Raw genomic sequence first — 18,943 nt, 5'->3', positions numbered from 1 at the left:
CCGCTTCGAGGACGACGGGACGGTCCGTGGTCAAGATCACTGATGTGGCACGGCACGCGGGAGTGTCGCCGAGCACGGTCTCCTACGTGCTGAGCGGGAAGCGCTCGATCTCCGAGGAGACCCGGCGGCGCGTCCGGGAGAGCATCCACGAGCTCGGCTACCGGCCGCATGCGGGCGCCCGCGCCCTCGCCAGCAGCCGCTCCAACGTGCTGGCGCTGATGATCCCGCTGCGCTCCGGCATCGCCGTGCCGGTGGTCATGCAGTTCGCCGTCTCCGTCGTCACCGCCGCGCGCGGCCACGACCACGACGTCCTGCTGCTCACCCAGGAGGAGGGCGAGGACGGCCTGCGGCGCGTCGCCGACAGCGCCCTGGTCGACGCGCTGATCGTCATGGACGTCCAGATGAGGGACCCGCGGCTGCCGCTGCTGCGCTCCCTGGACCGGCCGAGCGTGCTCATCGGCTTCCCCGCCGACGCGGGCGACCTCACCTGCATCGACCTCGACTTCCACGCCGCCGGCGCGGTCTGCGTCCAGCACCTCGCCGGGCTCGGCCACCGGGAGATCGCGCTGATCGGCTCGCCGCCCGAGGTGTACGCGCGGCAGACCGGCTACGCCCAGCGGGTCGCCGACGGGTTCGCCGCCGCGGTCGGCGAGCACGGCCTGTCCGGGGACGTCCACCCGTGCGAGGCGACCGCGGACGCCGCCCGCGCGCTCGTCGCCCGGCTGCTCGCCGAGCGTCCCGGCCTCACCGGCGTCCTCGTCCACAACGAGCCGGTCGTCGGCCCCGTGGTGCGGGCGCTGCGCGCGGCCGGCCGGCGCGTCCCCGAGGACGTGTCGGTCGTCGCGCTGTGCCCGGACGAGATGGCCGAGCACGCCGAGCCGCCCCTGACGTCGGTGGCGATCCCCGCCGAGGAGGTCGGCGGGCGCGCCGTGGAACTGCTGATGTCCAAGCTCGACGGCGTGCCCGTGCCCGCCGCGACCCTGCTCCCGCCCACCCTGACCCGGCGCGCCAGCAGCGCGCCCGCGCCCCGCTGAGAGGCCGGTTCCCTACGCCGACGAAGGAGGTGAGGGGCCCTTTCCGGGCCGTTATCGAAGCGCTTCGACAGCCATTGCTCGGGGGACGTTCCAGAAGGAGAACAGTTGCACAGGACCCGTCGCAACCCCCGTTCCCCCGGCCGGCGCAACCGGTCGCTGACCCTCGTCCTCGCCGCCGCGCTGGCGGCCCCCCTCGCGTGGACGGCGCCCGCCGCCGCCCGCGAGACCTACCCGTTCCGCGACCCGTCGCTGCCCGTCCAGACCCGGGTGGACGACCTGGTCGGCCGGCTCACGCTCGACGAGAAGATCTCGCTGCTGCACCAGTACCAGCCCGCGATCCCGCGGCTCGGCATCGGCCGGTTCAAGACCGGCACCGAGGCTTTGCACGGGGTCGCGTGGTCCACCGACGTCCACGACGGCGGCGCCGTCGTGACCGCGAAGGGAACGGTGTTCCCGCAGTCGGTCGGGCTCGGCGCGACCTGGGACCCGGCCCTGATGAAGAGGATCGGCTCGGCCGTCGGCGACGAGGCCCGCGGCTACCACGGCGAGAACCCCGACGTCTGGGGCCTGCAACTGTGGGCTCCGGTCGTCAACCTGCTCCGCGACCCGCGCTGGGGGCGCAACGAGGAGGGCTACTCCGAGGACCCGCTGCTCACCGGCCTGCTCGCCACCGCCTACGGCCGCGGCATGCAGGGCGACGACCCCGGGCGGCTCAAGGCGGCGCCGGTCCTCAAGCACTACATGGCCAACAACAACGAGATCCGCCGCGACCAGACGTCCTCCAGCCTGCGGCCCCGGGTTCGCCGGGAGTACGACGAGGTCCCGTTCCGGATGCCGCTCGCCCGCGACGCCGCGACCGGGATCATGACGTCCTACAACCTCGTCAACGGCCGGCCCGCCACGGTCACCCCCGACGCCGGCGGGCTCGTCCGCTCCTGGTCGGACCGGACCCTGTTCAACGTCACCGACGCGGGCGCCCCCAACAACCTCGTCGGCTCCCAGAAGTACCACCCCGACCTGGCCACCGGCGACGCGGCGATCCTCAAGGCGGGCGTGGACAGCTTCACCACCGACGACACGAACTCCTCCATCACCGTGAACGCGGTCAAGGAGGCGCTGTCGCGCGGGCTGATCGCCGAGTCCGACGTCGACCGGGCGGCGGAGCACATCATGAGCGTGCGGGTGCGGCTCGGCGAGTTCGACCCGGGCGGCGGCCCCTACGGCAAGATCACCAAGGACGCGGTGGACAGCCCGGCGCACCGCGCCCTGGCCCGCACGGCCGCGGCGGAGCAGATGGTGCTGCTGAAGAACCGGCGCGCGACCCTGCCGCTCTCGAAGCAGAAGGTCGCGGTCGTGGGACCGCTGTCCGACACCCTCTACACCGACTGGTACTCCGGCTCGCTGCCCTACAAGGTCACGCCGCTGGACGGCATCAGGAAGCGCGCCGGTGCGGTGACCTCCAGCGAGGGCGTCGACCGCATCGCCCTCAAGGACGTGAGGACCGGCAGGTACATCGCCGGTGGAACGGGCTCCGGCGCGGTTCTGAAGACCGGACCCGCCTCGTCCGCCGACGCCACGACGCAGTTCGACGTGTTCGACTGGGGCCAGGGCATCGTGACCTTGCGCAGCGCCGCCAACGGCAAGACGGTCGGCCGCTACGACTGGGGCGACACGTTCGCCAATGACCAGGACCAGCCGAACGGCTGGTTCGTCCAGCAGATGTTCAAGCTGGAGAAGCAGGACGGCGGCGACTTCCTGCTCCGCTACGCCGGTTACGAGAAGGCCTACGACTGGGCCGATCCGGCGAAGACCTACGTGAAGGCTCAGGACGACGGAACGCTCGCCCTCACCACGAAGGCCGAGGCGTCCCGCTTCTCCAGGGACGTCGTCAGCAGCGGCGTGGATTCGGCGGTCAAGGCCGTGACGGGGGCCGGCGCCGCCGTCGTCGTGGTCGGCAGCATGCCGTTCATCAACGGACGCGAGGACCACGACCGCACCACGATGGCGCTGGCCGAAGGGCAGTCCGAACTCGTCAAGGCCGTCCGCAAGGCGAACCCGAAGACGGTCGTCGTGGTGGAGAACAGCTATCCCACGACGCTCGACTGGGAGCAGCAGAACGTCCCGGCGATCCTGTGGACGAGCCATGCAGGAGCCGAGACGGGCACCGCCCTGGCGTCCCTCCTGTTCGGCGACGAGAGCCCCTCGGGCAGGCTGCCGCAGACCTGGTACCGCTCCGACGCCGACCTGCCCGACATCCTCGACTACGACATCATCAAGTCGGACCGGACGTACCAGTACTTCAAGGGTGAGCCGCTCTACCCGTTCGGGTACGGCCTCTCCTACACCGCGTTCCGGTACGGCAAGCCGCGGCTCAGCGCCCGCTCCATCGGACGCGACGGGACGGTCACCGTCACGGTGCCGGTGACCAACACCGGTGGGAGGGCCGGGGACGAGGTCGTCCAGCTCTACACGCACCAGCGGAAGTCGCGGGTGAAGCAGCCGGTGAAGAGGCTGCGCGCCTTCGCCAAGGTCCATGCGGCCCCCGGCCGGACGGTGACCGCGACGCTCCGGCTGAAGGCGTCGGACCTCGCCGTCTGGGACGTCACGCGCAACAGGTGGGCGGTCGAGGAGTCGAGGCACGACCTGCTCGTCGGCGCCTCGTCCACCGACATCAGGCGGCGCGCGGCCCTCGACGTGCGCGGCGAGACGATTCCCGCCCGCGACCTCGCGACGCCGACCCGCGCCGCCGACTTCGACGACCAGAACGGCGTCCGGCTGGTCGACGAGACGAAGACGTCCGGTGACGCGGTGGCCGGCGCGGCCGGCTCCTGGCTGAAGTTCGCCGGCGCCGACCTCGGCTCGTCCACCGGAAGGATCACCGCGCGCGCGGCGGGCACGTCCGCCGCCACCGTCGAGGTCCGCCTGGACCGTCCGGACGGCCCCCGCGCCGGAACCCTCACCGTCCCGCCCACCGTCGACGACTACACCTACAAGGAGATCACCGCGCCACTGGCCGGAGCCCACGGCAACCACGACGTCTACCTGGTCTTCAAGGGCGAGACCCGCCTGAGCACCTTCTCCCTGACTCGCTGACCCCCGCGGCCCGGCCTACCCGTGGGGCGGCGAGGTGGGCCGGGCTTGGCATTGCACATCCGGGCAGACGTGATTTAAGAATGAACGGGTGGCCGACTTGGGACGGGGAATGGCCTTGTTCGGTAAAGTTTGTGGCATCTAATGTCTGGATGCGGCGGGACATCCACCACAATTGGAGGTCCCGTCGGCCATTGCCGCAGATCGCGGTGGGCGATCCGCGGACGTATCCGAACCGGTGCATCGCCGTGCGCGCCACCGGCGGAATCCTTTTCGGCGAGTAACCCACGATCTGCGGGCCGCCGGAATGGGGAGCGGGGTGCTGTCCGGCGGCCCGCGCGCAAAGGAGATGTCCATGCTCGCTCACACTGGGCCGGACGTGCTGGTGACCTATGAGCGTTCCGGAGGATTCGCCGGAATTCACCACAAAGTGACCGTAGATGTGTCGGGAACGGCGCTCGTCGACGACGAGAAGGTCGCGCTCGGCGCGGCGGAGATGCGCGGCCTGGAGGACGCGCTGGGCCGCGTCGCCACCACCGGGTCCTCGTCCGAGGGCTGCCAGGTGGCCGACCACTTCACCTACACGCTCACCTACCGCGGGCACCGGGCGACCCGGTGCCGGCTGCCGTCCGACTGGCGCGACGCCGTCGAGCGGCTGGAGGCGCTGACCGGGCGGTGAGCCCCGGAGTCGCCGCCCTCAGGCGCGCGTGTGCAGTTCGCGCATCGTCGCTTCGAGGGCGGCGACCGGGCCGTCCACCGGGACACCCGGCGCCACGTCCTGGACCGGGATGGCGTTGACCGGCCCCGCCGGGGCGCCCAGCTCGGTGCGCAGGGCCACGAGCTGCCGGGACGACATGATGTAGACGATGCGGCCGAGGCCGACCCAGGCGTGCGCGGCCGAGCACATCGGGCAGTGCTCGCCGGAGGTGAACACGGTGGCCGCCGCGCGCTCGTCCGGCGCCATGTTGGCCGCCGCCCACCGCGCGATCTCGAACTCGGGGTGGCGGGTCTGGTCGCCGTCCGCCGTGCGGTTGCGGTCCTCGAACAGGACCTCGCCGGACGCCGACACCAGCACGGACCCGAACGGCTCGTCGGCCGCCTCCAGGGCCTCCCGCGCGAGCTCAACGCAGCGGTCGAGGAAGACCCGCTCGGCGGCGGTCGGTTCGTAGGCCATGGCTCAGCTCCCTGCGGGGTGACGACTCAAATGATCATATGCGCGGAGCCGGGGTCCTCACGCGGAGTCGCGCAGCACGAGGTGGGGGCGCAGGATGACGACCGGGTCCGCGACGGTCTCGCCGCGGATCCGCGAGACCAGCAGCCGGGCCATCTCCCGGCCCATCTCCTCCGGCGACTGGTGGACGGTGCTGAGCGGCGGGTCGGCCAGCGGCGCGGCGGCCGAGTCGTCGAAGCCGATCACCGCGACGTCGCCGGGAACGCGGCGGCCGCTGCGGTGCAGGACCCGCAGCGCGCCGAGCGCCATCGGGTCGTCGGCGGCGAACACCGCGTCCAGGGACGGCTCGGCGGCCAGCAGCCGCTCCGCCGCGGTGATGCCGCTGGCCTCGCCGAAGTCGCCGTACTCGACGTACTCGGGCAGCCCCGCCTCGGCGAGCGCCTCCCGGTAGCCGGCCAGCCGGTCGATGCCGACCCCCATGTCCTGCGGGCCGGCGATGGTCGCGATGCGCCGCCGGCCGCCCGCGATGAGGTGGCCGACGGCCTCGCGGGCGCCGCTGCGGTTGTCGACGTCGACGTAGCTGACCGGGTGCAGGCCGGGCGGGCGGCCGCCGAGGACGGTCGGCACCCCGTTGGCCTCCAGCTTCGCGGGCAGCGGGTCCTCGGCGTGCAGGGAGGTGAGGAGCACCCCGTCCACGTGCTGGGTGGTGAGGTAGTCCTCCAGCCGGCCGTACTCGGCGGGGGAGCGGGCGAGGGCGAGCAGGAGCTGCAGGCCGGTGTCGCCGAGGCCGTTGCTGATCCCGCGGATGATCCCGGCGAAGTACGGCTCGCCGAACAGCCGCTGGTCGGACTCGGCGACGACCAGGGCCACGGTGTCGGTGCGGCGGGTGACGAGCGTGCGGGCCGCGCGGTTCGGCACGTACCCGAGCTCCTCGATCGCCTTCAGCACCGCCTCGCGGGCCTGCGGGCTGACCCGCGGCGAGCCGTTGACCACCCGGGACACCGTGCCGCGGCCCACACCGGCCCGCGCCGCGACCTCCTCCAGGGTCGGGCGCGTGCTCCTGCCCGTCATCTGGCCCCCTTCGTCCGTGCCGTCGCCCCCGGGTCAGCCCCGCTCGGGCAGCCCGCCCCGCCGGATCACTCCGGCGTACCACCGTGCGCTCTCCTTGGGCACCCGGCGCTGCGTGGCGTAATCGACGTGGACCAGCCCGAAACGCTTGGAGTAGCCCCAAGCCCATTCGAAATTATCCAGCAGCGACCACGTGAAATAGCCGTGCAGCGGGACCCCTTCGGAGATGGCGTCGTGGCACGCCCGCAGGTGCGCGTCGAGATAGGCGATGCGGCCCGCGTCTTGGACCGTGCCATCGTCGTCAGGGACCTCGTCGTAGCCGGCGCCGTTCTCGGTGATGTAGAGCGGGACGGACGGGTACTCGCGGTGCAGCCGGGTCAGCACCTCGTGCAGGCCGCCCTCGTCGATCTCCCAGCCCATTCCGGTGACCGGGCGCCCGGCCGGCACGAACCGGACGTGTTCGCTGCCGGGCCAGGGGGAGTTCGTCGCGAACGGCGACGACGCGGTCTGCGCCGCCTCGCCGGGCGTCCCCGCGACGGTGTGCCGCGAGTAGTAGTTGACGCCCAGCTGGTCGAGCGGCTGGCTGATGACCGCGAGGTCCGCGTCCGGCGGGGTGAACCCGTAGCGGGAGGTGTCGGCGAGGACGTCCTCGGGGTAGCGGCCGAGCAGCAGCGGGTCGAGGAACAGCCGGTTCTGCAGCCCGTCGATCCGGCGTGCCGCGTCGGCGTCGGCGGGGTCGCCGGTCGCGGGGGAGACCGCGTAGAGGTTGACGGCGGCGCCGAAGCGGTTGTCCGGGCGGCGGGCGCGCATCGCCTCGACGGCCAGGCCGTGGCCGAGCATCAGGTGGTGCGCGGCCAGCAGGGACCCGGCCGGGTCGACGCGTCCGGGCGCGTGGTCGCCGGAGGCGTAGCCGAGGAACGCCGCGCACCACGGCTCGTTCACCGTCATCCACCGCGCGACGCGGTCGCCGAGCGCCGCGTGCACGTGGTCGGCGTACTCGGCGAACCGGTGGGCGGTCTCGCGCTCGGGCCAGCCGCCCTTGTCCTCCAGCGGCTGCGGGAGGTCCCAGTGGTAGAGCGTCGGCCACGGCTCGATGCCCGCCTCCAGCAGCGCGTCCACCAGCCGCCGGTAGAAGTCGAGGCCCTCGGTGTTGAAGGCCCCGGCCCCCGCCGGCTGCACCCGCGGCCAGGAGATCGAGAACCGGTACGCGGTGAGCCCGAGGTCGGCCATGAGCGCCACGTCCTCGGGGAAGCGGTGGTAGTGGTCCACCGCGACGTCGCCGGTATCGCCGCGCAGGACCTTGCCCGGCGTGCGGCAGAAGGTGTCCCAGATGGACGGTCCGCGCCCGTCCTCGCCCGCGGCGCCCTCGATCTGGTAGGCGGCGGTGGCGGCCCCCCAGCGGAACGCGGTCGGGAAGGGGGCGGCGGGAGCCGCGCTGGTGTCGTCCTTGAGGGAGGTCACGCCTTCACTGCACCTTCCATGATCCCGCCGATGATCTGGCGGCCGAAAACGATGAACACCACGAGCAGCGGCAGGATCGCCACGCTGGTCCCGGCGAACATGAGCGTGTAGTCCTTGAAGTAGGCGTTCGCCAGGTTGTTGATGGACAGCTGCACCGTCGGGTTGTCCGGGCTCAGCACCGCCAGCGGCCACATGAACTCGTTCCAGGTCTGCATGAACGTGAACAGCCCGAGGACGCCCGCGGCGGGGCGCAGCGCGGGGAGCACGACCCGCCAGTAGATGCCGAACGTGGTGCACCCGTCGACGCGGGCCGCCTCGATCAGCTCGTCCGGGACGGCCTGGTCGGCGTACTGCCGCATCATGAACACCCCGAACCCGGTGACCAGGAACGGGACGATGACCGCCTGCAGGTGGTTCTGCCAGCCCAGCTTCACCATGATCATGTAGAGCGGGATGATGCCCATCTGCACCGGGATCATCATCGTGGCGATGATGGTGAGCAGCAGCCCGTTCTTGCCGCGGAAGCGCAGCTTGGCGAACGCGAACCCGGCCAGCGAGGCGAAGAACACCGTGGAGACGGTCACCGCGGCGGAGGCGAGCGCGGAGTTCAGCAGGCCCTTGGCGAAGTAGGCCTCCGGGTTGTCGAACAGCCGGCCGACGTTGTCGGCGCCGTGGCCGCCCGGCAGCAGCGGCGGCGGGACGTCGGCGACCACGCTGTTCGTGCGGGTCGCCACGATGATCATCCAGTAGATCGGGAAGATCGACAGCACCAGCGCCACGACCAGCGTGAGGTAGGTCAGCGGGCTGGCGTTCCACAGGCCGCGGTGGCGGCCGGGGTGCGCGGCGGCGCGCCTGCCGCCGGTCTTCCGGCCGCCGGGGCCGGCGAGGAGCGTGGTCACTTGGTGCCTCCCGTGCGGCGCACGGCCAGGAAGTTGATCAGGGAGAACACGATGATCATCACGAACAGCGCCCAGGCGACCGTCGCGCCGTAGCCGTAGCGGTCATGGCCGAACGCGTTGTCGTACATGTACATCGTGATCGTCTGGAACTGGTGCATCGGGCCGCCGTCCATCTTGTTCGGCGTGCCGACGCTGAACAGCACGGGCTCGGTGAACAGCTGGAGCCCGCCGATCGTCGAGATGATCACGGTGAAGATGATGGTGGGGCGCAGCATCGGCACCGTGATCTGCCAGAACTGCCGGATCCGGGACGCGCCGTCGATCGCGGCGGCCTCGTAGAGGTCCTTCGGGATCGCCTGCATGGCGGCCAGGTAGATGAGCGCGTTGTAGCCGGTCCAGCGCCAGTCGACCATCATGGCGATGGCGACCCAGGACCAGCCGCGGCTGCTCGACCAGTGGATCGGGTCGATGCCGACCAGCCCGATCGCCCAGTTGACCATGCCCCAGTCCTTGTCGAACATCTGGGTGAACACGATCGCGACGGCGGCGGTCGAGGTGACCAGCGGGGCGACCATCCCGATCCGGAACAGCGTCGGCAGCCGCATCCGCCGGTTCAGGGTGTTGGCGATCAGCAGCGCGACCAGCAGCTGCGGGACGGTCGAGACGGCGAAGATCCCGAGGGTGTTGACCGTCGCGTGCCAGAAGTCGGCGTCGGTCAGCAGGTAGTCGTAGTTGTCGAGCCCCACGAACTCGCGCGTCCCCGACGCCAGCTCCCAGTCGTGCAGGGAGACCCAGAGCGTGTAGACGAGGGGGAACGCGCCGAAGACCAGGAAGACGATGTAGAACGGCGAGATGAAGGCGTAGGGCGCGCCCTTCACGTCGAGCCGGGCCAGCCGGGCGCGCCAGGTGCGGCGCGGGTCCGGCCGCGCCGCCGCGGGCGAGGCCGGCGGCGGGCCGTTCCGGCTGGGGCGCAGGTCGGTGGTCACGTCGTGCGCCTCCTTTCCGAGGACGGGACGAAGCGGGGAGTGGGGACGGCGGCGGCGCGGGCGGGGGAGGTACGGCCCGGCGCCGCCGCCGCGGTCGGGGGCCGCCGGCTACCTGGCGGCCTTCTTCGCCTCGTCGACGGACTTCGTCCACGCCTGTTCGGGCTTCTGCTTGCCCTGGCCCACGGAGATCAGGACGTTCTCCACCGCGGCGCGCACGTCCTCGTTCTTCGGCCCGAGGTGCACCGGCTTCACCGCGGCGACCAGCTGCCCGAAGATCTGCCCGATCGGGGCGTCGTTGAAGTACGCGCTCTTGGCGCCCGCGACCGCCGGGTCCTGCGCGGCCTGCGGCGAGGACGGGAAGACGTTCGCGGCCTTGAACGCGCCGACCTGGCCCTCGGGGGAGGTCAGGTACTCGGCGAGTTCGGCGGCCGCCTTGGCGTGCTTGGTCTGCTTGGGCACCGCGAGCCAGGAGCCGCCCCAGTAGCCGGAGCCGCCGGGCGTGGTCGCCACGTCCCACTTGCCCTTGCCGGCCTTGCCGGAGAACTCCTCGATGCCGCCGAGCATCCAGGACGGGCACGGCAGGGTCGCGAAGGTGTCCCGCTTGAGGGCGGTCTGCCAGGGCGGCGTGAAGATCGACATGTCGGCGGTGAGCTTGGCCTGCTCGAACTTCATCGTCGTGTCGAACGCCTGCCGGACCGGCGGGTTGCTGTCGAAGACGAGGTTGTCGCTCTTGTCGAAGAAGCTGTAGCCCGGACCGGCGCCGGAGTTCTGCAGGACGGTGGCGCGGAACACGGCGGTGGGGCCGTCCAGCCACTTGCTGCCGGGCACCTTTTCCTGGAACTTCTGGCCCGTGGACAGGAACGCGTCCCACGTCGGCCAGAGCTTGCCGACCTCGGCGCGGTCGGTGGGCAGGCCCGCCTTCTTGAACAGGTCCGTGCGGTAGCACATGGCGAGGGGGCCCACGTCGGTGCCGAGGCCGATGAGCTGCTTGCCGTCCGCGGTGAGGCCCGCCTGCCACTTCCACGGCAGGAAGTTCTTCTCCAGGTCCTTGCCGCCGTAGTCGAACAGGTCGAGGAACTTGGCCTTCTGCTGCATGTAGAGCGGCAGGATGCCCTCCTCCAGCATGACGACGTCGCCCGCCCCGCTGCCGGTGGCCATCCACTGCTGGATGCGCGGCTTGTACTCGTCCAGGGTGGAGACCTTGCGCTGCTTGATCTTCACATTGGGGTGGGACTGCTCGTACTGCTTGTAGAGCGCGTCGTAACCCGGCTCGCCGAAGACGTCGACGGTCAACTCGACCGGCCCGCTGTCGGAGCCCCCCTTGTCGTCGCCGTCGTCGCCGCCGCACGCGACGGCGAGGCCGCCGACGAGTACCGCCGCCATCGCCGTACTCAGTCCGCGCCGCATGATGGCCCTCATGGCGGACCCCTCTCAGGTTGTGGTGGTGCATCGGTGTGGGAGCGCTCCCACGGATGAAAGACCGTGACCCGGCTCACTGTCAATGTGCCGAAACACAACCGTTACAAGAACCTGGCTTCCGCGGCAGCCGGGTCAGGCCAGGTCCGACACCCCGTCAGGCCCGGGTCAGCCCTCCTTGACGCGGGTCAGCCGGGACGCCGCCGGGGCCGGGGCCGTGGACCGCCGGACGACGAGTTCGGGCCGGTAGAGCAGCTCGGTGCGGGGCGCGCGGGCGCCGCGGATCTCGTCCAGGACGGTGCTCACCGCGGCCATCGACATCTCCCGCACCGACTGCCGGACCGTGGTCAGCGGCGGGTCGAGGTAGGCGGTGAGCGGCGAGTCGTCCATGCCGGTCACCGACACGTCCTCGGGAACCTGGAGGCCCCGCGACCGGGCGGCCCGGATCGCGCCGAGCGCCATGATGTCGTTGCCGCCGCAGATCGCCGTGCAGCCCGCGTCGAGCAGCGTCGCGGCCGCCGCCTGCCCGCCCTCGACCGTGTACATGGTGTTGACGACCAGCTCGTCCACCTCGTGCGGGGCGAGCCCGGTGTGCGCGGCCATCCCGCGCCGGAACCCCTCGGTCTTGCGCCGCGTCGGCACGTACACGTCCTGGCCGATCGCGAGGCCGATCCGGCGGTGGCCCATTGCGGCCAGGTGCGCGACCACCGCCTCCATCGACGCCACGTCGTCGTTGGAGACGTACGGCGCGTCGATGTCGGGACGGTAGCCGTTGACCAGGACGATCGGCAGGGCCTGTTCGAGCAGTCGCGCGTAGCGGGCGCGGTCGGAGTTGGCGTTGGCGTGCAGGCCGTTGACGAAGATGATCCCGGCGACGCCGCGCTCCAGGAGCATCTCGATGTAGTCGTCCTCGGCGACGCCGCCCGGCGCCTGCGAGCACAGCACCGCCATGTACCCGTGCCGGGCCAGCGCGCTCTCGATGACCTCGGCGAACGCCGGGAAGATCGGGTTGGTCAGCTCGGGGATGATCAGCCCGATCAGCCCGGCCCGCTGCTGGCGCAGCCGGGCCGGGCGCTCGTACCCGAGCACGTCCAGGGCGGTCAGCACCGCCTGGCGCGTGGTCGGGGACACGCCCGGCTTGCCGTTGAGCACGCGGCTCACCGTCGCCTCGCTCACCCCGGCGTGTGCCGCGATGTCCGCCAGGCGCGTCGTCATAGGTTTCAAGTCATCCCTCCTCGACGTCCCACCACAGTGCGGTGTCCGGGGGCAGCTCGACGTCTCCGCCGTTCACGGAGCCGCCGGCGCGGACCGGCCCGCTCGCCAGGAGCGGGGTCCCCCGCACGTGGACGCGCGCGGTGGCGACGCCCATGTTGACCGCGCACGCGAGCCGCCCGTTCCCGCCCCCGGCCGCACGCACGAAGACCAGTGTGCCGGGTGAGCTCGCGATCCAGTACAGATTCCCGTCGCCGAGTGCCGGATGCCCGCGGCGGATCCGCAGCGCCTCGCGGTACAGCGCGAGCATGGAACCGGAATCGCCGTCCTGCGCGGCGACGGTCAGGTCGCGCCACGCGGTGGGGATCGGGAGCCAGGACGCGCCGCCCGCGCCGAACCCGAACGGCGGCTCCTCGCCCTCCCACGGCATCGGGACGCGGCAGCCGTCGCGGCCGGCGCCCTCGGCCCGCAGCCGCTGCGGGTCCCGCTGGAACTCCTCCGGCAGGTCGAGCACCTCCGGCAGGCCGAGCTCCTCGCCCTGGTAGACGTAGGACGAGCCGGGCAGCGCGAGCGTGAGCAGCGCGGCCGCGCGGGCGCGCCGCAGGCCGGTGTCGCCGTCGCCGTACCGGGTGACGTGCCGTTTCACGTCGTGGTTGGACAGCACCCAGGTCGCGGGCGCGCCGACGGCCCCGGCCGTGCGCAGCGACTCCTCGATCACCGCCCGCATCCCGGCCGCCTCCCAGGGCGCGGTCAGGTAGTGGAAGTTGAACGCCTGGTGCAGCTCGTCGGGACGGGTGTAGTCGGCGAGCCGCTGCGGCGTGGGCGCCCACGCCTCGGCGACGGCGATCCGCTCCCCGCCGTAGGAGTCGAGCAGGCGGCGCCACGCGCGGTGGATGTCGTGGACGGCGTCCTGGTCGAAGTAGGGCAGGACGGCCGTGCCGAGCATCTCCGTCTGGTTCGGGTGGCCCACGTCGGGCAGGCCGGGCGCCTTGGCCATGCCGTGTGCGACGTCCACGCGGAAGCCGTCCACCCCGAGGTCCAGCCAGAACCTCAGGACGTCGGCGAACTCGGTGTGGACCTCGGGGTTCTCCCAGTTGAGGTCGGGCTGCTCGGACGCGAACAGGTGCAGGTACCACTGGCCGTCCGGTGTCCGCGTCCAGGCGGGGCCGCCGAACACCGACTCCCAGTCGTTCGGGGGTTCGGCGCCGTCCGGCCCCTTCCCGTCCCGGAAGACGTAGCGGTCGCGCTCGGCGGATCCGGGGGCCGCGGCGAGCGCGGCCCGGAACCAGGCGTGCCGGTCGGAGGTGTGGTTCGGCACGACGTCCACGATGATCCGCAGCCCGTGCGCGTGCGCGTCCGCGATGAGGTCGCGGGCGTCGGCGAGGGTGCCGAACAGCGGGTCGACGTCGCGGTAGTCCGCCACGTCGTAGCCGAAGTCGGCCATCGGCGAGACGTAGAACGGCGTCAGCCACAGCGCGTCGACACCGAGGCCGGCCAGGTAGGGCAGCCGGGACCGGATGCCCGGAAGGTCGCCGACACCGTCGCCGTCGGAGTCGGCGAAGCTGCGCACGTACACCTGGTAGATGACGGCGTCGCGCCACCAGCCTCCGCCTTCGGCGCGGTCGCCGGCGGTGTGCACGAGCAGGGTGTCCTGGGTCATGAACATCCTTCTTGTCGGGAGCTGTCGGGTGCTACTTGACGCCGCCGGCGGTGAGCCCGGCGACGATCCGGCGCTGGAAGACCAGCACCACGGCGATGAGCGGGACGGTCACGATGACCCCGGCCGCCATCTGGGTGCCGAACGGCTGGTCGAACCCGGACACGCCGGTGAACTTGGAGATCGCGACGGTCGCGGTCTGCATCTCCCTCTTGTTGACCATGGACAGCGCGATGAGGAACTCGTTCCATGCGGCGATGAAGGTCAGGATCGCCGTGGTGAACACCCCGGGCGCCGCCAGCGGAACGATGATCTTGCGGAACGCCTGGCCGCGGGTGCAGCCGTCCACCATCGCCGCCTGCTCCAGCTCGAACGGCAGCTGCCGGAAGAACGCGGTGAGCAGCCACACCGACAGCGGCAGCGCGAACCCGAGGCTGGGCAGCACCATCGCCTGGTAGGTGTTGATCCACTTGATGTCGGTGAAGAGCTTCAGCAACGGGACCAGCTGCGAGATTCCCGGGAACATCGACGTCGCGACGATCAGTCCGAGCACCGCGTTCTTGAACCGGAAGTCCAGCCGGGCGAGCGCGTACGCGGTGAACGTGCCGATCAGCAGGGTGAGCACGGTCGTGGTGCCCGCCACGATGACGCTGTTCAGCAGCGCGCGGCCGAAGCCGTTGTCGCCGGAGAACACGGCGGAGAAGTTCTCCCGCGACCACTGCGAGGGGACGAGAGAGTTGTCGAACTGGTCCTGCGGGCGCCGGAACGCCGAGATCGCCATCCAGTAGAACGGCGCGAGGCAGTACACCGCCACGGCGGCGAACCCGAGGTAGGACAGTGTCCGCTTCACCGGTGAGCCGGTCATGCCGCCCCCTTCCTTCTGCCGCGCGCCGGCCGGACGGGGCGTGCGCGCCCGGTGCTCCGGCGTGCCTCGCCGATGATGTCGGCGCCGAGCAGCTTCACGAACAGGTACGCGATCAGCGCGATGTACAGGAACAGTACGGTCGCGTACGCCGCCGCGGACCCGTACCGCAGGTTGGACGCCTCGAACCAGGCGATCATCGTCAGCGTCTCCACGGACTTCTGGTTGACGCCGATCAGCACGGCGGGCAGGTCGAACATCCGCAGCACGTCCAGCATCCGGAACAGCACGGCGACCAGCAGCGCGGGCCTGACCAGCGGGAGCGTGATCCGGAAGAACTGCTGGACGGGGCCGGCCCCGTCCACCCGGGCGGCCTCGTAGACGTCCCGGGGGATCATCTGCAGCCCGGCGAGGACGAGCAGCCCGATGAACGGGGAGGTCTTCCACACCTCGGCGATGACGACGGCCGCCTTGGCGGGGAAGCCGTCGGCGGTCCAGAGGATCTCCTGGCGCAGCACGGCGTTCGCGGCGCCGTCGGCCTGGAAGATCCATCGCCACAGCAGCCCGGAGATCGCGGTCGGGATCGCCCACGGGACGAGGATGCTCGCGCGCACCAGCGCCCGCCCGCGGAACGCCTGCTGCATGATCAGCGCCATCGCGACGCCGATCACCGTCTCCAGGACGACCGTGGTGAGGGTGAAGAACGTGGTGTTGGAGAAGGCGTTCCAGAACGCGTCGGCGCGGTCGCCCTGGAAGATCGCGGTGTAGTTGTCGAGGCCGACGAAGCGGTCGCCCTCCACGACGAACCCGTCGGCGTCCAGTCCCTCGCCGCGCGCGTACAGCGACTCGCGGAACCCGGCGAGGACCGGGTAGGCGATGACGAGCGCGAGCACGAGCAGGGTGGGCGACAGCAGGAGCGCCGCGAGCCGCCGCGTTCCCTGCACGTCGCCCTTCGCGCGTCGGCGGGGCGCGCCCGCCGCTGCGGTGCCGGCGGCGGGCGCGCTCTCGGTGGTGGTCGTCCCGCTCACTGCGCGGTCAGCGGCTGGAGCTTGGACTGCAGGTCGGTCAGGGCCTGGTCGACGGGCTTCTTCCCGGTCACCGCGTCGTACATCTCGCCCTGGATGGCGGCGGTGACGTCGCCGTACTTGACCGCGACCGGGCGCGGCCTGGCGTTGGCGATGGCCTGCTTGAGGACCGGCAGGTACGGGAACTTCTTCACCATCTCGGGGTCGTCGTACAGCGCCGCGACCGTGGGCGCCTGCGAGGTGGCGAGGAGGTTGGCGCGCTGGGCCTGCTCGCCGGTGAGGTAGCGGATGAAGTCGAGCGAGGTCGCCTTGTTCCCGGCGAACGCGGAGATCGCCAGGTTGTGGCCGCCGAGGTTGGCGACGCCGGGGCCGTTCGGGCCGGGCAGCGGCGCGACCGCGAACCTGCCCGCCACCTTGGACGAGCCGTCGCCCGAGTCGGCCAGCCCGTACTGGTAGGGCCACTGCCGCTGGAAGATCAGCCTGCCGGACTGGAAGTAGCGGCGCCCGCCCTCGGTGTCGAGGGTGACGGCCTCCTTCGGCATGTGGTCCTTCTTGGCGCCGACGAGGAACTCGACGCCCTGCTTGGCCTGCGGGGTGCCCAGCGCGGGCCTGCCGTCGGGGCCGATGATGGAGCCGCCGGCGCTCTCGATCGCCTCGACCGCGCTGATCGTCATGCTCTCGGTCTTGTTGACCTCGGTGAAGAAGCAGTCGGCGTCCTTCGCCTCGGGCAGCTTCCTGACCTTGGCGCAGTCGGCCCACATCTCGGCATAGGTCTTCGGCGGGCCGGTGATGCCGGCCTTATCCAGCAGGTCCTTGCGGAAGTAGAGCATCCCGGCGTCGGACGTGGACGGCACGGCGTACAGCTTGTCGCGGTACTGCCCGGTGGTGATGGTCGCGGGCAGCATCTTCGAGAGGTCGATCTGCTCCTTGGGCAGCTGCGCCAGCCACCGGTTGGCGGCGAACTCGGCCGTCCACACCACGTCGAGGTTCAGCACCGAGTAGGCGTCGGACCTGGTCGTCGCGTTCTGGATCATCTGCTGCCGCTGGTCGTTGGGCTCGTCCGGCAGCTCGATGACGCGGACCTGCTCCTTCGGGTGCTCGGCGTTCCAGCCGTCGAGCTGCTTCTGCAGGTAGCCCGAGCGGTCCTTGCCGGTCACGAAGGTGATCGGGCCGCGGCCCCGCAGGCTCGCCGCGCCCGCGCCGCCCTTCGAGCCGCCGTCGTCATCGCCGCCGCAGGCGGAGAGCGAGAGCGCGAGGGCGGCGCAGACGACGGTGCCGCCGATCAGGGGGGTGCGCCGCATGGTGTCCTCCTTCGCGGGACGTCCCTCGCCGGGCCGTCGTCCCGCAGGTCAACAGATGGGGGTGGCTGGTCCCGGACGTTAGCAACGCGTTTCAGTCTCGTAAACCGCTTGCAGAAACTTTCAGCAAGTCCGTGGCCGATCTGTAACCGTTTTTCGCAAGCCGGACAATCCGGTCGACATGCCGCGGGCCCTGCGCCAGGCTTCCCGCGTGACGAACCCCCACGCCTCCGGCGCGCTCGACCTCGTCCGCGACCACACGATCCTGTCGGTCGTGGCCGGGTCGCGCGCCTACGGGCTGGCCACGGACGAAAGCGACGTCGACCGGCGCGGCGTCTACGCGGCCCCGGCGCCCCTGTTCTGGCGTTTCGCGAAACCCCCCACGCATCTGGACGGTCCTCTCCCCGAGCAGTTCTCGTGGGAACTGGAGCGCTTCTGCGAGCTGGCGCTGAGCGCGAACCCGACCGTCCTGGAGTGCCTGTGGTCACCGCTGGTCGAGCGGGTCACGCCGGTGGGAGAGGAGTTGCTGGCCGTGCGGCCGGCGTTCCTGTCCCGGCACGCGCACCGCACCTTCCTCCGCTACGCCGAGGCCCAGTTCCGCAAGCTGGACGGTGACTTGCGCAACGGCGGCGCGCCGCGCTGGAAGCACGTCATGCACATGCTGCGGCTCATGGAGAGCGGCCGGCACCTCCTCCGGCACGGCGTGCTGCGGCTGGAGGTCGGCGGCCTGCGCGACCGGCTCCTCGCCGTCCGCCGCGGCGAGGTCGGCTGGGACGAGATCGGCGCGTGGCGCGCCTCGCTCGGCGCGGCGATGCAGGAGGCCCTGGACCGCAGCCCGCTGCCGCCCGAACCCGACCGCGCCGCGGTCGAGGAACTGCTCATCTCCGTCCGGCGCAGGAGCGTGACCTGGTGAACCTCCCCGAAGGCATGGCCGGCCGCCTCGCCGTCGACCACCCCTATCCCCGCGCGTTCCTCACCGTCAGCGGCGCGCACCTGTACGGGTTCCCGTCGCGGGACTCCGACGTCGACCTGCGCGGCGTCCACCTGCTGCCGCTGGAGGAGATCGTCGGTCTGGAGGCGGGGGAGGAGACCGTCACGCTGATGTGGGACCACGCCGGAGTGGAGGCCGACGCGGTCACCCACGACCTGGCCAAGTTCTGCACGCTGCTCCTGCGGCGCAACGGCTACGTCCTGGAGCAGGTCATGTCGCCGCTGGTCGTGGCCACCTCGCCCGTGCACGCCGAGTTGAAGTCCCTCGTCCCGGGGCTGGTCACCTCCAACCACGCGCACCACTACCTGGGGTTCGCGCGGTCGCAGTGGAAGCTCTTCGAGCAGTCGCACGAGCTCAAACCGCTCCTCTACACGTTCCGGGTGCTGCTGACGGGCGTCCACCTGATGCGGACCGGCGAGGTCGAGGCCGACCTGACGCGGCTCGCCGGGGACGGGCCGTCCTACCTGCCGGAGCTGATCGAGGCGAAGCGGGCCGCAGAGCACGGCGCGCTGCCCGGGGACGCGCCGGACCCGTCCCGCCTCAAGGACGACATCGCCGCGCTCACCGCCCTCCTGGAGGCCGAACGCGACCGCAGCGCCCTCCCCGGAACGCCCGCGAACCGCCGCGCCGTACACGACTTGGTGGTCCGCGTCCGCCTGGGCTGAACCCTCGGGCGCCTCCCCTGCGTGCCATCGGTTGTACGGATCGTTTTGGGACACAACCACCTAGGGCGTTCGCGACGTATCAGGGGTGGTTGTGTAGCCAGGGAAAGG

General features: G+C 71.4%; 16 protein-coding genes. 5 read left to right on the top strand and 11 right to left on the bottom strand.

Annotated elements, in window-relative coordinates; genetic code table 11:
* Positions 1-44 precede the first annotated feature (44 nt).
* The 3 genes from CHC11_RS21930 (at position 45) to CHC11_RS21920 (ending at position 4,803) form a co-directional block, all read left to right on the top strand.
* Positions 45-1,034, top strand: a complete 990-nt coding sequence (locus tag CHC11_RS21930; RefSeq protein WP_245919566.1) for a LacI family DNA-binding transcriptional regulator — start codon at positions 45-47, stop codon at positions 1,032-1,034.
* A gap of 105 nt (positions 1,035-1,139) precedes the next feature.
* Positions 1,140-4,127, top strand: coding sequence for a glycoside hydrolase family 3 protein (locus CHC11_RS21925; RefSeq protein WP_245919563.1), 2,988 nt, complete (start codon positions 1,140-1,142; stop codon positions 4,125-4,127).
* A 352-nt stretch (positions 4,128-4,479) separates the two neighbouring features.
* Positions 4,480-4,803: a protealysin inhibitor emfourin gene (locus CHC11_RS21920; protein ID WP_143227191.1), complete on the top strand. Its 324-nt coding sequence runs from the start codon at positions 4,480-4,482 to the stop codon at positions 4,801-4,803.
* Positions 4,804-4,821: 18 nt separating this feature from the next.
* Here CHC11_RS21920 and CHC11_RS21915 read toward each other — a convergent pair whose 3' ends face one another.
* The 11 genes from CHC11_RS21915 to CHC11_RS21865 all read right to left on the bottom strand — a co-directional run bounded on the left by CHC11_RS21915 (position 4,822) and on the right by CHC11_RS21865 (position 17,182).
* The gene (locus CHC11_RS21915) at positions 4,822-5,298 is read right to left on the bottom strand and encodes a nucleoside deaminase (protein ID WP_089313638.1); all 477 of its coding nucleotides are present in this window, start codon (positions 5,296-5,298) and stop codon (positions 4,822-4,824) included.
* A 57-nt stretch (positions 5,299-5,355) separates the two neighbouring features.
* A complete protein-coding gene (locus CHC11_RS21910; RefSeq protein ID WP_089313637.1) occupies positions 5,356-6,366 on the bottom strand; it encodes a LacI family DNA-binding transcriptional regulator in 1,011 nt (336 codons plus the stop codon).
* A gap of 33 nt (positions 6,367-6,399) precedes the next feature.
* On the bottom strand, positions 6,400-7,824 hold the full coding sequence (locus CHC11_RS21905) for a GH1 family beta-glucosidase (RefSeq protein WP_089313636.1): 1,425 nt from the start codon (positions 7,822-7,824) through the stop codon (positions 6,400-6,402).
* A complete protein-coding gene (locus CHC11_RS21900; RefSeq protein ID WP_089313635.1) occupies positions 7,821-8,723 on the bottom strand; it encodes a carbohydrate ABC transporter permease in 903 nt (300 codons plus the stop codon). The genes CHC11_RS21905 and CHC11_RS21900 overlap by 4 nt, the downstream gene beginning before the upstream one ends.
* The gene (locus CHC11_RS21895; protein ID WP_342750001.1) at positions 8,720-9,709 is read right to left on the bottom strand and encodes a carbohydrate ABC transporter permease; all 990 of its coding nucleotides are present in this window, start codon (positions 9,707-9,709) and stop codon (positions 8,720-8,722) included. The genes CHC11_RS21900 and CHC11_RS21895 overlap by 4 nt, the downstream gene beginning before the upstream one ends.
* Before the next feature lie 108 nt (positions 9,710-9,817).
* The gene (locus CHC11_RS21890) at positions 9,818-11,128 is read right to left on the bottom strand and encodes an ABC transporter substrate-binding protein (protein WP_179278941.1); all 1,311 of its coding nucleotides are present in this window, start codon (positions 11,126-11,128) and stop codon (positions 9,818-9,820) included.
* Positions 11,129-11,293: 165 nt separating this feature from the next.
* Positions 11,294-12,340, bottom strand: a complete 1,047-nt coding sequence (locus CHC11_RS21885) for a LacI family DNA-binding transcriptional regulator (protein ID WP_089313633.1) — start codon at positions 12,338-12,340, stop codon at positions 11,294-11,296.
* Positions 12,341-12,350: 10 nt separating this feature from the next.
* Positions 12,351-13,997, bottom strand: a complete 1,647-nt coding sequence (locus CHC11_RS21880; protein WP_089313632.1) for a glycoside hydrolase family 13 protein — start codon at positions 13,995-13,997, stop codon at positions 12,351-12,353.
* Positions 13,998-14,028: 31 nt separating this feature from the next.
* Positions 14,029-14,859 carry a carbohydrate ABC transporter permease gene (locus tag CHC11_RS21875; protein WP_089313631.1) on the bottom strand — a complete coding sequence of 277 codons (831 nt, stop codon included), beginning with the start codon at positions 14,857-14,859 and terminating at the stop codon, positions 14,029-14,031.
* Positions 14,856-15,884: a carbohydrate ABC transporter permease gene (locus CHC11_RS21870; protein WP_179278940.1), complete on the bottom strand. Its 1,029-nt coding sequence runs from the start codon at positions 15,882-15,884 to the stop codon at positions 14,856-14,858. The genes CHC11_RS21875 and CHC11_RS21870 overlap by 4 nt, the downstream gene beginning before the upstream one ends.
* A complete protein-coding gene (locus CHC11_RS21865) occupies positions 15,881-17,182 on the bottom strand; it encodes an ABC transporter substrate-binding protein (protein ID WP_089313630.1) in 1,302 nt (433 codons plus the stop codon). The genes CHC11_RS21870 and CHC11_RS21865 overlap by 4 nt, the downstream gene beginning before the upstream one ends.
* Before the next feature lie 208 nt (positions 17,183-17,390).
* On the opposite strand from CHC11_RS21865, the gene CHC11_RS21860 reads away from it, so the two are divergent.
* Together CHC11_RS21860 and CHC11_RS21855 are read left to right on the top strand one after the other, a co-directional pair.
* The gene (locus tag CHC11_RS21860) at positions 17,391-18,092 is read left to right on the top strand and encodes a nucleotidyltransferase domain-containing protein (RefSeq protein WP_245919561.1); all 702 of its coding nucleotides are present in this window, start codon (positions 17,391-17,393) and stop codon (positions 18,090-18,092) included.
* Positions 18,089-18,835 carry a nucleotidyltransferase domain-containing protein gene (locus tag CHC11_RS21855; RefSeq protein WP_245919559.1) on the top strand — a complete coding sequence of 249 codons (747 nt, stop codon included), beginning with the start codon at positions 18,089-18,091 and terminating at the stop codon, positions 18,833-18,835. Before CHC11_RS21860 ends, CHC11_RS21855 begins: the two co-directional genes overlap by 4 nt.
* Positions 18,836-18,943 lie beyond the last annotated feature (108 nt).

Origin of the sequence: Actinomadura mexicana, assembly GCF_900188105.1 — a bacterium.
Classification (GTDB): domain Bacteria; phylum Actinomycetota; class Actinomycetes; order Streptosporangiales; family Streptosporangiaceae; genus Spirillospora; species Spirillospora mexicana.
The sequence above is the reverse complement of the archived record's forward strand: the minus strand, read 5'-3'. Positions and strand labels throughout refer to the sequence as shown.

Excerpts from the sequence above, each read along its gene's own strand:
- CHC11_RS21920 (WP_143227191.1), top strand. The coding sequence starts at position 4,480 with ATGCTCGCTCACACTGGGCCGGACGTGCTGGTGACCTATGAGCGTTCC.
- CHC11_RS21915 (WP_089313638.1), bottom strand. The coding sequence starts at position 5,298 with ATGGCCTACGAACCGACCGCCGCCGAGCGGGTCTTCCTCGACCGCTGC.
- CHC11_RS21910 (WP_089313637.1), bottom strand. The coding sequence starts at position 6,366 with ATGACGGGCAGGAGCACGCGCCCGACCCTGGAGGAGGTCGCGGCGCGG.
- CHC11_RS21890 (WP_179278941.1), bottom strand. The coding sequence starts at position 11,128 with ATGAGGGCCATCATGCGGCGCGGACTGAGTACGGCGATGGCGGCGGTA.
- CHC11_RS21885 (WP_089313633.1), bottom strand. The coding sequence starts at position 12,340 with ATGACGACGCGCCTGGCGGACATCGCGGCACACGCCGGGGTGAGCGAG.
- CHC11_RS21880 (WP_089313632.1), bottom strand. The coding sequence starts at position 13,997 with ATGACCCAGGACACCCTGCTCGTGCACACCGCCGGCGACCGCGCCGAA.
- CHC11_RS21875 (WP_089313631.1), bottom strand. The coding sequence starts at position 14,859 with ATGACCGGCTCACCGGTGAAGCGGACACTGTCCTACCTCGGGTTCGCC.
- CHC11_RS21865 (WP_089313630.1), bottom strand. The coding sequence starts at position 17,182 with ATGCGGCGCACCCCCCTGATCGGCGGCACCGTCGTCTGCGCCGCCCTC.